We start from the raw sequence: 12,871 nt of genomic DNA on the forward strand, positions 1-12,871 counted from the left end.
GGTCGCGCCGATAGCCCGTGTCGCGATTGCGGATGAAGGTTAATTCGCCGCATGGGAGTCGGCCACCCGAAAGGCGGCTCCCGGCGGCAAGAGCGAGATGAGTTTCTGGTCGACCCGACCTGAAACCGTCGTGATTTAGTGTGGAGTACCCGACAACATGACTGTGACCGCCGTCGCCAAGTCATCGCCTACCGGCAGGAAGTTCTTGTGGCTGGCAGCAGGTATCGTGTTCGTGATCGGCCTTTATTCCGCCGGTTGGTTTCTCGCCGCCGACCAGATCCAAAAGCGGCTGACCGCCTATCTGACGAAGGGGCAGGCGATCGGCTTCAGCGGCGAATGCGCCGAGATGGAGGTGCGTGGCTTTCCCTTCCGCCTCGGTCTGTTCTGCGACAAGGTTCGCCTCGACGATACGCGCCGCGGCGCCTCCGCGTCCTTCGGTGCCCTGCGAACGGCGGCGCAGGTCTATCAGCCCGGGCGTGCGGTCCTCGAGCTCGACGGCCCCGCCGAAATCCGTGTTTCTCCCGGCGTCACCATTTCCGCCGACTGGACGCTGCTCCGCGCAAGTGTCGCCGCGACGCTCTCCGGCATCGACCGGACCTCGGTGGCCTATGACAACCTGACCGGCACCGCGCGCTCCCCCCTGACGGGCGAAGGCCTCGGCTTCGGCGCCAGCCATGGCGAGCTCCATCTGCGCCAGAACGACGGTAACCTGGACGCGGCACTCAGCATCGAAAAGCTCGACCTGCGTCCGGACCAGGGACCCAGTCTTGCCGCACCGGCCGATGTCGCAATGGACCTGACCGTTACGGACAAGGCAGAATGGCTTCAGGCGGGCGCTTTGCCGCCCCATATGCTCCGCGGCACCAGAGGCGAGTTGCGGCAATTGACACTCGATGCGGGCTCCGGAATGAGCGCAAAACTCACCGGGCCCTTTTCGGTGAATGATCAGGGGCTGATTTCGGGGGAATTCTCTCTCACGCTTGTGAATATCGACGCCTGGCGGGAAAACTTCGTGAAGATCGCTCCGGACGAAACCGACCTGATCGACAACGTCGCCAACATGTTGAAGGCGCTTGCCGGCGGCAAGAACGAAGCGACGGTCAAACTGAACGTCCGCGACGGGACCGCCTTCCTCGCCTTCGTTCCGATCGGTATGCTGCCGGCTCTGTGAGCGACGGTCTTCGCAGCCGGCTTCCCGCAGCCTACTTCTGATCCATCGCGTGCCGGCCGAAATCGGGCATGGCGGTGTCCTGACCGGCCTGAACGATCGAGCGGCGTATCGCCCGCGTGCGGGTGAAGAGATCAAAGAGCTTGTCGCCGTCGCCCCAACGGATCGCGCGTTGCAGGGAGGCGAGATCCTCGGAGAAGCGGGCGAGCATTTCCAGGATCGCGTCCTTGTTGTGCAGGCAGACGTCGCGCCACATGGTCGGGTCCGAAGCGGCAAGACGGGTGAAGTCACGGAACCCCGAGGCCGAGTATTTGATCACTTCGGACTCGGTCACCGTTTCCAGGTCGTCCGCGGTGCCGACAATGTTGTAGGCGATGATATGCGGGAGATGCGAAACGATCGCCAGCACCTTGTCGTGATGTTCCGGATCCATCTCGTCGACCATCGAGCCGAGCGTTTCCCAGAACAGCCTGAGCCTGGCGACCGCGTCTTCGTCCGTGCCGGCCGGCGGCGTCAGAATGCACCAGCGCCCGCGGAAGAGGCCCGCAAAGCCGGCATCCGGGCCGGAATGCTCGGTACCCGCGATCGGGTGACCGGGCACGAAATGGACGTCCTTGGACAGGTGCGGCGCCATCTGCGCGATGACCGATCCTTTGGTCGAACCGACATCGGTGACGATCGCACCCGGTTTCAGATGGCCTGCGATCTCGGCGGCGACTGCGCCGGATGCCCCCACAGGCACCGACACGATGACGAGATCCGCGCCCTCGACAGCCTCGGCCGCCGAAAGCGTGTAGCGGTCGCCGAGGCCCAGCTCGCCGGCGCGCTTCAGCGTCGCTTCGCTGCGCGTCGTGACCACGATCGTACCGGCGAGCTGCTTCTCGCGAATGTCCCGGGCGATGGACGACCCGATCAGGCCGATGCCGATGAGGGCGATGGTTTCGAACTGCTGAGCCATCATTTCCGTCCCATGAATTCAGTCAGTGCCGCGACGACGCCCTCATTCGCTTCTTCCGAGCCGATCGTCATTCTCAGCGCGTTGGGGAAACCGTAGGCGCCGACGGCGCGCAGGATGAAGCCGCGGCTCGTCAGATAGGCATCCGCGTCGCTGGCCGACATGCCCGCCTCCTCAGGGAAGTGGATCAGCACGAAATTGGTGACCGAGGGGGTGACGCGCAGGCCGATGTCCGTCAGCGCCTGACCGACCTTTGCCAGCCAGGTGTGATTGTGGTCAGCCGCCGCGGCAACGAAGGCCTGATCGCGGATCGCCGCGGCGCCGGCGGCGATCGCGGGCGCGTTGAGATTGAAGGGACCACGGACGCGGTCCAATGCCTCCACCACGTCGCGCGGCGCGTACATCCAGCCGATGCGCAGACCGGCAAGGCCGTAGATCTTCGAGAAGGTTCGGGTCATCACCACGTTGCGGTTGGACGAAACGAGCTCCAGTCCCGCCTCGTAGTCGTTGCGCCGTACATATTCCGCATAGGCCGCATCGAGCACCAGCAGGACGCCGGCGGGCAGGCCCGCATGCAGACGCCGGACCTCCTCGACGGGGATATAGGTGCCGGTCGGATTTGCCGGATTGGCGATGAAGACGATCTTCGTCCGCTCGGTCACGGCCGCGAGTATCGCATCGACATCGACGCGCTCGTCTCTCTCCTTGACCGTGACGGGTATCCCGCCCGACGCGGTGATCTGGATCCTGTAGACGAGAAATCCGTGTTCGGTGACGATCCCCTCGTCGCCGGGGCCGAGATAGGTATGGCAGAGAAGACCGAGCAGTTCGTCCGACCCGTTGCCGCAAAGGATGTTGGCGGGGTTGAGCCCGTGAACCGCCGCGATCGCTTCCTTGAGCGCATTCGCCTGACCGTCCGGGTAGCGTTCGAGATTGAAAGCCGCCTTCTGGAAAGCCTCGATCGCGCGCGGGCTCGCGCCGAGCGGCGTTTCGTTCGACGACAGCTTGTGAACCTTGGCGACGCCGGGCGCATGTTCCTTGCCCGGCACATAGGCGGCGATGTCCAGGATGCCGGAACGCGGCGCAGGGCTTTTCAGGGCAAGATTCATCGGACCAGCTTTCACGGGAAGAATGCGGTCCAGCCAATACCGGGGACGGTGATATTTGTCGAGTGCGACGTGACGGCCGGTGCGGCAGGAGGCAAAGGGGTGACGGGCAGCAGACTGCGACCTACGGCGCTTTCGTTGCCCGACTGCGCGTGCTGGGCACGCCCCGCGGAGCCAGCACCGGGACGAAGACGCGGCGCGAGGCGCGTGCGGCCACCGGCAGGCCCTGATAAAGCCGCTTCTGCGCCTCGACGATGATCACCCCCGAAAAGACCGGCCAGAGCGATCGGCCGAACCGTTCCAGACCGTGGCGCAGCCGAAGTGCAAGCTTGCGCTTCGAGGGCGGAAAGAAGAGCGCCTCCGTCGTGGCGCCGGGCGTGAAGTTGGTCTCGCGCAAGAGCGCCGTCAGCTGGCCGCGGGAATAGGGGCGCCCCGAGCCGAAGGGCGTGTGCTCCATCTGTGCCCAGACGCCGCGGCGATTCGGTACCACGATGATCAGACGTCCGCCGGGCGCCAGCACGCGCCAGATCTCCTTCATCGTTTCGCGCGGGCTTTCGGCAAATTCCAGGGAATGGACCATCAATACGCGATCGATCGAGGCATCGGGCAGCGGCAATTCCTCATCGAAGACCAGTGCCGTCGAGGACAGGTCTGCGACCGGCCAGTTCACCGCACCCTGCCCGGCCGGCATGAAGGCGAAGGTCCGCTCCGTATCGGCACGGAAGCGCTCGAGATAGGGCACCGCATAGCCGAGCCCAAGGAGCCTTTCCTCGGGCAGGCGTGCCCAGATGGAAGCAAGGGCTGAGCTGACCGACTGTTCCGCCATGCGGCCGAGCTCGGAGTGATAGAATTGGCGGAGATCGACGATATCGGTGTGCATGGGCAACATGTTAGACTCCAGGCGGTAGACTTCAAGGCGAGCCTCGCTACATTCGAACCGGGCGGGATCGCCGCTTTCCGATGCCCCACACCGATCGGAGGACCGAAACATGGCCGCGCTCGAACTCGATCTCTTTCTCTGCCGCACCGACAATTACGGTGTACTCCTCCACGACCGGCTTAGCGGCTCTACGGCATCGATCGATGCACCGGAGGAGCGGCCGATCCTCGACGCGCTCGAACGGCGCGGATGGCAATTGACGCATATCCTCACCACGCATCACCACGGTGATCATGTGGCTGCGAATGCCAGCCTGAAGGAACGCTTCGGCCTCACCATCATCGGGCCGAAGAACGAAGCGTCGAAGATCCCCGGCATAGACAGATCCGTGGGACATGGCGAACGCTTCGACTTCGCCGGCCATCCGGTCGATGTCATCGAAACGCCGGGGCACACCTCCGGCCACGTCTGCTACCATTTGCCCGAGGACAGGCTGCTTTTCGCCGCCGATACGCTTTTCGCGCTCGGATGCGGCCGTCTCTTCGAGGGAACGGCCGAAACGATGTGGCAATCGCTGAGCCGGCTGATGGCGCTTCCCGACGACACGGCCATCTATTTCGGCCATGAATACACCCTTGCCAACGCCCATTTCGCCGTCACGGTCGATCCGGAAAATACGGCTTTGAAGGAGCGTGCGGCCGAGATCGAGGAGACCCGCTCAGATGGCGGCTTCACCGCGCCGACGACGATGGGCCTCGAAAAGCGGACAAACCCGTTCCTGCGCGCCGGCGATCCGAAGATCCGCGCGCTGCTCGGCATGGAAAAGGCGAGCGATGCCGCCGTCTTCGCGGAAATACGAAAGCGTAAGGACAATTTTTAAATGGCAGCTCGGGACATGACGGCGGCGGCTATCATTGAAACGCTGGGTCTCGCCCGGCACCCGGAAGGCGGCTGGTACGGGGAGACGTTCCGCGACGCCAATGGTGGCGCGCGTGGCCACTCGACGGCCATCTACTACCTTCTCGAACGGGGCGACCGGTCGCATTGGCACCGGGTCCACGATGCCGTCGAGGTCTGGCACTACTACGCCGGCGCGCCGCTCGAGCTCAGCATCGCCGAGCCGGGCAGGCCCGCTTCGCAGACCCGGCTCGGTCCCGACCTGCTCGGCGGAGAAAGGCCGCAACAGGTCGTTCCCGCCGGCTGGTGGCAATCCGCCACTTCGCTTGGGGAGTGGACGCTCGTCGGTTGCACCGTCGCACCCGGCTTCGACTTCGCCGCCTTCGAAATGGCGCACCCCGATTGGCGGCCGGCCGAGGAGTGAGTTCTACTCCGCAGGCAGCGTGGCCCTGCCCTTTCGGAAGATCATATCCTTTGCCGCAAGCACGGCGCCGCCCGTCACCAGCAGGCAGGCAGCCACGATCCGCCAGGACGGCTCGGCAAAGCCGAACAGAATGAGGATCAGGGTCGAAAGCACCGGCGCCGCATAGCTCGCAACGCCTAGGAACTGGATGTCACCGTTCTTCACGCCGTAGTCCCAGGCATAGAAGGCGGCACCGACCGGCAGCAGGCCGAGCCCCGCCACGGCGAGCCACTCGAAGGTGGTTTCAGGCCAGACCGTCGTTTCGAGTCCGAGATGGCAGAGGAAGGACAGAGCGGACGTCGCAAGGCAGAAACCGGTCACGACATCTGTGGATACCGCGTCGAAGCGGCGCGTGATCAGCGAATAGCCGGACCAGGTAAAGGCGCAGAGGAATGCTGCGCCGTAACCGAGTGCATAGGCGTCATCGAAGGCGATGCCGTTGCGCGCAACGATCAGGATCGTTCCGACGAGCCCCGCAAGGGCGCCTGCAACATGGTGCCAGCGAAGCTTCTCGCCCGGCAGCAGCGCCGAGCCGACAACGATGAAGAGCGGCCAGAGATAGGCGATGAGCCCCGCCTCCACGGCCGGCGCATTGCGAAGCGCCGTGAAATAAAGAAAGTGGTAGCCGAAGAGACCGGCAATGCCGATGATCCACACCCTTGCCGGCTGCTTCAGAAGTGCGAGGCGCTCGGGCTTCGACGCCAGGACGGTGATGCCGGGCAGACTGCCTATGAGAAAGCAGACGGCGGAGAGTTGGAACGGCGGCATCTTGCCGGATGCGGCAGTAAAGAGCGCCAGCAGCGACCACATGAGGATCGCGGTGAAACCGATCAGCGTTGCCTTGAACTTCATTCCCCCCTCCGCGGCCCTGCTGATCAAACATGTAGACTTCGGCGGACGCGGCCAGCACCCCACCGAATCGCACTGATCTATCGCGCTTAGGTGATTCCGGAAAGAGGGAGTGCGATTCTCGGGGCCCCGTCAGGAAGAGCCCTGGGAAGCCCGACGGCGGACTCAATCGCCGAAGCGCGTCGCCGAAACCGTGACCGCTCCGATCTTCGTCGGTATGCGGGCATAGACCGGAGCATAGACGTCCACGCCGTTCGCCCTCGCGTACCAGATCTCCATCGTTCCCAGGCGGCGCAGATATTCGACGTCCTCGCGGCCCTTCCGGTACCCCGCCTTCGGTACGAAGCGGATGCCGCAGACGATCACTTCGCCCTCGAATCCCCTGGTTTTGAAGTTTCGCGTTCCCTTCGGAGACAGTCTTATGTCGAGCCGGGATTCCCCGTCGAAGATCGGCAGCGTGTTGGGGCAGACTCGGGCTTTTGCCGGAATGAGCAGACCGGAAAGCGGGTCCAGCACATTGCGCATGTCCCGGCTCGTGACCGGCACCCAGTTCTTCGGCAGTGGATTACGCTTCGGAACCATGCTCGCGCGCACGACATTGCCGTTTCGGAAGCTCACATTGATGGCCCGGCCCTTCCGGCCGCTGCGGTAGGACATGGAATATTCGCTTGCCCGGAGATGGTCGCGGTCGATAACTCCGGAGACACGCGTCTGCCCCGTGGTGCGGCTGATGATATCCACGAGGCCCGCGGAATTCAGGGTTCCCGAAATCGTGTAGCGATTCTTTTCGACCTCGGTGTGGAACGATGCGCGCGCCAAAGGCAGGCCGGCGAGCGCGATGCTGTAGTCCGTCTGATGCGAGACTTCCGCAGCAAGCGGGGCTGTGGAAAACATCATGGCGGCCAGGAGTGCCGGCGCGCGAAAACCAATGCACAACTTCATGCCCGAAAGCCCCATTCTCTGCTGCATGGCCCTGATACCGGACCGGCTCAAAACTCCATGCAGCGGTTCACAGTGTTTCAGCGACTTGCCGATCCGAAGACAGCCGGCCCATTTATGTCGCAATCCCCCGGAATGCAGGCGGTTTGCGGCATAAATGCGCCCGCTCGAAATCTGGCGCAGTCCTCATGGAAAAGATAGCGCATCGGCCGCTCTCTTGGAATGCGTCTTGCGCGCCGGAACGGCCGTGCTTATGAGTGCGGAACAGGCGAAATCGCCCCGATCGCTCGGGAATGCAAAGGTTTGACTTGACTGGCGGGCCACCTGTGACTATAGAACCGCGACTTTCCAATAATGGCCAACAGGAACGCGGCCTGGGCTCTGGGCCCGCTACCGCATTGTCCGGCGGCGATAAGAGAATAGGTGTACCATGTCCCGTAGTTGCGAATTGACCGGCAAGGGCGTCCAGTCGGGCAACAATGTCAGCCATGCCAACAACAAGACCAAGCGCAAGTTCCTGCCGAACCTGTGCAACGTCACGCTGATTTCCGATGCTCTCGGCCAGCGCTTCCGCCTGCGCGTTTCCGCTGCGGCTCTCCGCTCGGTCGAACACCGCGGCGGTCTCGACGCCTTCCTGCTGAAGGCCGACGAGAATGAGCTCAGCATGCGCGCCCGCCTGCTGCGTCGTCAGATCGTCAAGAAGGCTGCCGAAGCCGCCTGATAGCGCCGGTACTTCTGCCGATATCTTGAAGAGGCTTGCGGGTTTACCCGGCAAGCCTTTTTCTCGTGTCGTCCATCGCCGCGCAAGCATCTGCCTGCGCATCCGTCAACTGGTGGCATAACCCAGGATAAAAAAATGCTGATCAACCGTACGTTCTACCTTTATGTGCCGCTGATGACCTTCGTGGTCGTGGCGTCGAACTTCCTCGTCCAGTATCCGCTCCCCGGTTCGATCGCCGGGATGCAACTGGGCGACCTCCTGACCTGGGGCGCCTTCAGCTATCCCTTCGCCTTCCTCGTCACAGACCTGACCAATCGCCAGTTCGGGCCGCGAATCGCGCGCCGCGTCGTCGTTGCCGGCTTTGCGGTCGCCGTCATGCTCTCCGTTCTCGCCGCGACGCCGCGCATCGCGATCGCCTCCGGTTCAGCCTTTCTGGTCGGCCAGCTTCTGGATATCTCGGTCTTCAACCGGCTCAGGCGCCAGACCTGGTGGCAGGCGCCGCTCGCGGGCTCGCTGATCGGTTCGGCCCTCGATACGGCGATGTTCTTCTCTTTCGCCTTCGCCCCGTTCTTCGTGTTCTTGGGTGCCAATGACGGCTTTGCGCTGGAAACCGCGCCCGTTCTCGGCCTGCTCAGCGTCGACGCCCCGCGCTGGATTTCCTGGGCGCTCGGCGATCTCGCGGTCAAGATCCTCTGCGGTATCGTCCTGCTGCTTCCCTATGGCGCGCTGATGAGCGTCGTCAAACCCATGCCGGCGGTAAAAGCAACGGCCTGAAACCCTCAGAGCGCTTCCACATGCGGAAGTGCGCGGTTCAAAGCATTGGCGCGGCGGGGCATTCGGCCCCGTGTCACTTGATCAGCCGGAACTCGAGCATCAGGTTTCGCTCGAGGATCGAGTGGTTGTCATCCGAGACCAGGATCACCCGGATCTCGCCGTCAGGCCGCGAGATTACGTCGAGCGCCTCCATATTGTCGATCTGATAGCTCATGTCCGCTTCGAGCATGACGTCGCCGTCGACCACTGCGCCAGGTCGGATGTCCCCCGCGGCGATACGGCGAACACGCATGCCGAGACCAGAGGCGAAATTGAATCGCCGCTCGAGGAGAAGCAGGTCGCCATCCGGCAGAAAGGCGCCGTCGGTTACCGAATAGGGATCCGCGCGCACGACCGTGAAGGCGCCCCTCATCGGCCCCTCCAATATCCCGGCAAAAAGATTGTCCGCCTTGTCGACGCTGCGCTCGGAGACGACCACGGCCGCGCCGCGAAGCGGGCCGTTCTTCGGCGCAATCGCGATCGTCTCGATGCCGCCATTGCTGCGCAGCTCTTCGACGGAGAACGGCAGGGTCATCTGCCTCAGGGGACGCGCCTCGGCGAAGCCGGGATAAGGATAGATTTCGATGCGCGGCGACTGCTCGAAGCTGACGATCGCCTGACCTTCGCGTAGCGCCAGCCCTTCGGAATCGACCCGCCATTTCTCGAGCTGAGCTTCGCCCGTCGCGTCGGTCATCGGCGTGACCTTGAGATCGGTGAGCCCCTCGAGCCCGCCGGCATCGTCGCGGATGACGGCCCCCTCGACCCAATGGCCGGTGTCCATCACCGCGACGAAGGACTGGCCGTCCGGCAGAAACCGGATGGCCGACAGTGCACCGAACAACGGGTTGGCCGACGTCATCTCGATGCCGCCCATGAACTCGAGCGCGCCGAAGACCCTTTGACCGGAGCCGACCTTGAACTGGGATATCTGCCGGCTCTTGACCGGAACGATCTCGCGCGCCGGCTCCGCGCGCGCGACAGCAGCCGAAATCAGCAGGAAAAGCACGGCAAAGTTTCGGCAGAACATCTGAAGAATGACCTTACGGGTGGCCGCGGCCGGAAATCCGTTAACCGGCGCGACGTGCTCCGCCCGGGCGGCGGCGCATGCTCTCGTCCTCGAAGAGCGCCGCAAGCTGATCCGTCATCGCCCCTGCCAGTTCGTCCGCATCGACGATGGTCACGGCGCGGCGATAGTAGCGTGTGACGTCATGGCCGATGCCGATCGCAAGCAGTTCGACCGGCGAGCGCGTCTCGATCTGCTCGATAACGGCGCGCAGATGCCGCTCGAGGTAATTTCCGGGGTTGACCGAAAGGGTGGAATCGTCGACCGGCGCTCCGTCCGAGATCATCATCAGGATGCGTCGCTGCTCGGACCGCGCCAGAAGACGATCATGCGCCCACATCAGCGCCTCGCCGTCGATGTTTTCCTTGAGCAGTCCCTCGCGCATCATCAGGCCGAGATTGCGGCGCGCGCGACGCCAGGGCGCGTCGGCGGACTTGTAGATGATGTGACGCAGGTCGTTGAGGCGGCCCGGCGATTGAGGCTTGCCGCCGGCAAGCCATTTCTCGCGCGATTGTCCGCCCTTCCACGCCTTGGTCGTGAAACCCAGGATTTCGACCTTCACGCCGCAGCGCTCCAGCGTGCGCGCAAGAATATCGGCGCAGGTCGCGGCGACGGTGATCGGGCGGCCGCGCATCGAACCGGAATTGTCGATCAGGAGCGTGACGACCGTGTCGCGGAAGTTCGTGTCCTTCTCGCGTTTGAAGGAGAGCGGCTGCATCGGATCGATGATGATGCGCTGCAGGCGGGCGGAGTCGAGATAGCCCTCTTCGAGATCGAACTCCCAGGAGCGGTTCTGCTGTGCCATCAGGCGGCGCTGCAGGCGGTTTGCGAGGCGTCCGACCGCGCCCTGGAGATGGGCGAGCTGCTTGTCGAGAAAGGCGCGCAACCGATCGAGTTCCGCCTCGTCGCAGAGCTCCTCGGAGGCGATGGTTTCGTCGAACTCCCGGGTATAGACGGAATAATCGACCTTCTCGTTGAAATCCGCGAAGGGATGGTTCGGCCGCTTCACCTCGCCGGGCGTTTCGCTGTCCTCGTCGCTCTCGTCCTGGAGATCGTCGTCGGAAATTTCCGCGCCGTCCATCTCGCCTTCTTCCATCTGCTCCTCGGCAGACTGGTTTTCGTCGGCGGGCGCGGCGTCGGAGCCTTCTTCCTCGTCGCTGGCGTTTTCGTCCTGCTCCTGGCTGCGCGGCTGGTCCTCGTCGGTCTCGCTCTCCTGCTCGTCCGGCTCGTTATCGTCCTCGCCGTATTTCTCGGCAACATCCATCGAGGACAGCATGTCGCGCACGACGCGGGCGAAAGCCTGCTGGTCGTTGATCGTACCCGCCAGATTGCGCATGTCGGGACCGGCCTTCTGCTCGATGAAGTCGCGCCAGAGGTCGAGGACCTGACCAGCCGACTCCGGCGGCTTCTCCCCGGTCAATTTCTCGCGCACGAGCAGTGCCACCGCCTCTTCGAGCGGCGCGTCCGCTTGAACGTCGATGGCAGCGAAATTCGCCTTGCTGTATTTCTCCTCGAGCATGGAGGAGAGGTTGCCCGCCACGCCCGGCATCCTGAGTGCGCCGATCGCCTCGACGCGCGCCTGCTCGACCGCATCGAAGATCGCCCGCGCGTCCGCGCCTTGCGGCGACATCGTCGCATGGACCCGAGCATCGTGGCAGGCCTTGCGCAGCGCCATGGAATCGCCGAGGCCGCGCGCCACCGCCAGCTCCTGGCGGGTCGGGCGCTTGGAAAGCTCCGGCAGCCGGATGCGTTCGGCTGTCATTCCGGGCCGCTCGTTGGCGAAAGCGACCTCCAGCTCTGCATCGCCGGCGATCGACCGGATGCAGCCGGAAAGCGCCCGCTTGAACGGTTCGGCGGCGTTTTCCCTCGTAGTCGGTTTCGCCTTGGAATTCGAACTCACGACAATTCCTTCTTCAACCGGATCGGCCGTTATGCGAGCACATCGATTTTCAGGCGGTCGCTTCCAGCACGATGTTGGCAGCGCTCTCCTTGAGTTCGACGCCGAAGGCGCGCTGATAATGCTCGGCGACCAGCGCCCGCTCCAGCTCGTCGCACTTGTTGAGGAAAGTCACGCGAAACGCAAAGGCGATGTCGCCGAAGATATAGGCGTTCTCGGCCCAGGTGATGACTGTACGCGGGCTCATGACGGTCGACAGGTCGCCGTTGATAAAGGCGGCACGGGTCAGGTCGGCGACGCGGACCATCTTGGAGACCGTTTCGCGGCCCTTGTCGGCGACGAAACCCTTGACCTTGGCGGAAACGATATCGACTTCCTTGTCGTGCGGCAGATAATTGAGCGCCGTCACGATCGACCAGCGGTCCATCTGGGCCTGGTTGATCTGCTGCGTACCGTGATAGAGGCCGGTCGTGTCGCCGAGACCGACGGTGTTTGCCGTCGCAAACAATCGGAAGGCCGGGTGCGGGCGGATGACGCGGCTCTGGTCGAGCAGCGTCAGGCGGCCGGAGGACTCCAGCACGCGCTGGATCACGAACATGACGTCCGGCCGGCCGGCATCATATTCGTCGAAGACGAGCGCGACATTGTGCTGATAGGCCCAGGGCAGAATGCCGTCCTTGAACTCGGTCACCTGAAGCCCGTCCTTGACGACGATCGCGTCCTTGCCGACGAGATCGATGCGGCTGACATGGCTGTCGAGGTTGACGCGCACGCATGGCCAGTTGAGCCGCGCCGCGACCTGCTCGATATGGGTCGACTTGCCGGTGCCGTGATAACCGGAAACCATCACGCGCCGGTTGTGGGCGAAGCCGGCGAGAATGGCGAGCGTCGTCTCGCGATCGAAGAGGTAGTCCGGGTCGATTTCGGGCACATAGGCATCGCCCTTCGAATAGGCCGGAACGCGCAAATCCGTGTCGATGCCGAAAGCCTCCCGGACAGAGACCGTCGTGTCGGGGAGGTTGGAAATGTCGAGGTCAATCTTGCTCATCATAACTCCAGAGCGGACGCCCGCCGGCACCCGCGCATTCGCCTGCAGATAGTGCTTCTGTCATAATCCGGG

General features: G+C 63.7%; 13 protein-coding genes. 5 read left to right on the top strand and 8 right to left on the bottom strand.

Going from position 1 to position 12,871, the window contains the following annotated elements; genetic code table 11:
- Positions 1–157: 157 nt before the first annotated feature.
- Positions 158–1,171, top strand: a complete 1,014-nt coding sequence (locus AC5J09_RS25885) for a DUF2125 domain-containing protein (protein ID WP_494298858.1) — start codon at positions 158–160, stop codon at positions 1,169–1,171.
- 31 nt (positions 1,172–1,202) lie between these two features.
- Here AC5J09_RS25885 and AC5J09_RS25890 read toward each other — a convergent pair whose 3' ends face one another.
- The 3 genes from AC5J09_RS25890 to AC5J09_RS25900 form a co-directional block, all read right to left on the bottom strand.
- Positions 1,203–2,129 carry a prephenate/arogenate dehydrogenase family protein gene (locus tag AC5J09_RS25890; protein ID WP_494298859.1) on the bottom strand — a complete coding sequence of 309 codons (927 nt, stop codon included), beginning with the start codon at positions 2,127–2,129 and terminating at the stop codon, positions 1,203–1,205.
- A complete protein-coding gene (hisC, locus tag AC5J09_RS25895; RefSeq protein WP_494298860.1) occupies positions 2,126–3,232 on the bottom strand; it encodes a histidinol-phosphate transaminase in 1,107 nt (368 codons plus the stop codon). Before hisC ends, AC5J09_RS25890 begins: the two co-directional genes overlap by 4 nt.
- Positions 3,233–3,353: 121 nt before the next feature.
- Positions 3,354–4,118: a class I SAM-dependent methyltransferase gene (locus AC5J09_RS25900; RefSeq protein ID WP_010970111.1), complete on the bottom strand. Its 765-nt coding sequence runs from the start codon at positions 4,116–4,118 to the stop codon at positions 3,354–3,356.
- A 100-nt stretch (positions 4,119–4,218) separates the two neighbouring features.
- On the opposite strand from AC5J09_RS25900, the gene gloB reads away from it, so the two are divergent.
- Positions 4,219–4,989 carry a hydroxyacylglutathione hydrolase gene (gene gloB / locus AC5J09_RS25905; RefSeq protein ID WP_324762265.1) on the top strand — a complete coding sequence of 257 codons (771 nt, stop codon included), beginning with the start codon at positions 4,219–4,221 and terminating at the stop codon, positions 4,987–4,989.
- The gene (locus AC5J09_RS25910) at positions 4,990–5,430 is read left to right on the top strand and encodes a cupin domain-containing protein (RefSeq protein WP_494298861.1); all 441 of its coding nucleotides are present in this window, start codon (positions 4,990–4,992) and stop codon (positions 5,428–5,430) included.
- 3 nt (positions 5,431–5,433) lie between these two features.
- On the opposite strand, the gene yddG is transcribed toward AC5J09_RS25910, so the two are convergent.
- Positions 5,434–6,321 carry an aromatic amino acid exporter YddG gene (yddG, locus tag AC5J09_RS25915; protein ID WP_494298862.1) on the bottom strand — a complete coding sequence of 296 codons (888 nt, stop codon included), beginning with the start codon at positions 6,319–6,321 and terminating at the stop codon, positions 5,434–5,436.
- A gap of 162 nt (positions 6,322–6,483) precedes the next feature.
- Positions 6,484–7,275: a DUF3108 domain-containing protein gene (locus AC5J09_RS25920; RefSeq protein ID WP_198516874.1), complete on the bottom strand. Its 792-nt coding sequence runs from the start codon at positions 7,273–7,275 to the stop codon at positions 6,484–6,486.
- A gap of 412 nt (positions 7,276–7,687) precedes the next feature.
- Between AC5J09_RS25920 and rpmB the strand changes: the two genes are divergently transcribed.
- Together rpmB and AC5J09_RS25930 are read left to right on the top strand one after the other, a co-directional pair.
- Positions 7,688–7,978, top strand: coding sequence for a 50S ribosomal protein L28 (rpmB, locus tag AC5J09_RS25925; protein WP_003527451.1), 291 nt, complete (start codon positions 7,688–7,690; stop codon positions 7,976–7,978).
- Between the two features lie 135 nt (positions 7,979–8,113).
- Positions 8,114–8,752: a VUT family protein gene (locus AC5J09_RS25930; protein ID WP_494298863.1), complete on the top strand. Its 639-nt coding sequence runs from the start codon at positions 8,114–8,116 to the stop codon at positions 8,750–8,752.
- Between the two features lie 73 nt (positions 8,753–8,825).
- On the opposite strand, the gene AC5J09_RS25935 is transcribed toward AC5J09_RS25930, so the two are convergent.
- From AC5J09_RS25935 to cobS, 3 genes are read right to left on the bottom strand one after another with little or no spacing between them, the layout of a single operon-like run.
- The gene (locus AC5J09_RS25935) at positions 8,826–9,818 is read right to left on the bottom strand and encodes an esterase-like activity of phytase family protein (RefSeq protein ID WP_494298864.1); all 993 of its coding nucleotides are present in this window, start codon (positions 9,816–9,818) and stop codon (positions 8,826–8,828) included.
- 40 nt (positions 9,819–9,858) lie between these two features.
- A complete protein-coding gene (gene cobT / locus AC5J09_RS25940; RefSeq protein ID WP_018096901.1) occupies positions 9,859–11,754 on the bottom strand; it encodes a cobaltochelatase subunit CobT in 1,896 nt (631 codons plus the stop codon).
- 49 nt (positions 11,755–11,803) lie between these two features.
- Positions 11,804–12,799: a cobaltochelatase subunit CobS gene (gene cobS, locus AC5J09_RS25945; protein ID WP_003527456.1), complete on the bottom strand. Its 996-nt coding sequence runs from the start codon at positions 12,797–12,799 to the stop codon at positions 11,804–11,806.
- Positions 12,800–12,871 lie beyond the last annotated feature (72 nt).

The organism is Sinorhizobium sp., assembly GCF_059070375.1.

Coding starts and splice junctions, on each gene's coding strand:
- AC5J09_RS25885 (WP_494298858.1), top strand. CDS start 158: ATGACTGTGACCGCCGTCGCCAAGTCATCGCCTACCGGCAGGAAGTTC.
- AC5J09_RS25890 (WP_494298859.1), bottom strand. CDS start 2,129: ATGATGGCTCAGCAGTTCGAAACCATCGCCCTCATCGGCATCGGCCTG.
- hisC (WP_494298860.1), bottom strand. CDS start 3,232: ATGAATCTTGCCCTGAAAAGCCCTGCGCCGCGTTCCGGCATCCTGGAC.
- AC5J09_RS25900 (WP_010970111.1), bottom strand. CDS start 4,118: ATGTTGCCCATGCACACCGATATCGTCGATCTCCGCCAATTCTATCAC.
- gloB (WP_324762265.1), top strand. CDS start 4,219: ATGGCCGCGCTCGAACTCGATCTCTTTCTCTGCCGCACCGACAATTAC.
- AC5J09_RS25910 (WP_494298861.1), top strand. CDS start 4,990: ATGGCAGCTCGGGACATGACGGCGGCGGCTATCATTGAAACGCTGGGT.
- yddG (WP_494298862.1), bottom strand. CDS start 6,321: ATGAAGTTCAAGGCAACGCTGATCGGTTTCACCGCGATCCTCATGTGG.
- AC5J09_RS25920 (WP_198516874.1), bottom strand. CDS start 7,275: ATGGGGCTTTCGGGCATGAAGTTGTGCATTGGTTTTCGCGCGCCGGCA.
- rpmB (WP_003527451.1), top strand. CDS start 7,688: ATGTCCCGTAGTTGCGAATTGACCGGCAAGGGCGTCCAGTCGGGCAAC.
- AC5J09_RS25930 (WP_494298863.1), top strand. CDS start 8,114: ATGCTGATCAACCGTACGTTCTACCTTTATGTGCCGCTGATGACCTTC.
- AC5J09_RS25935 (WP_494298864.1), bottom strand. CDS start 9,818: ATGTTCTGCCGAAACTTTGCCGTGCTTTTCCTGCTGATTTCGGCTGCT.
- cobS (WP_003527456.1), bottom strand. CDS start 12,799: ATGAGCAAGATTGACCTCGACATTTCCAACCTCCCCGACACGACGGTC.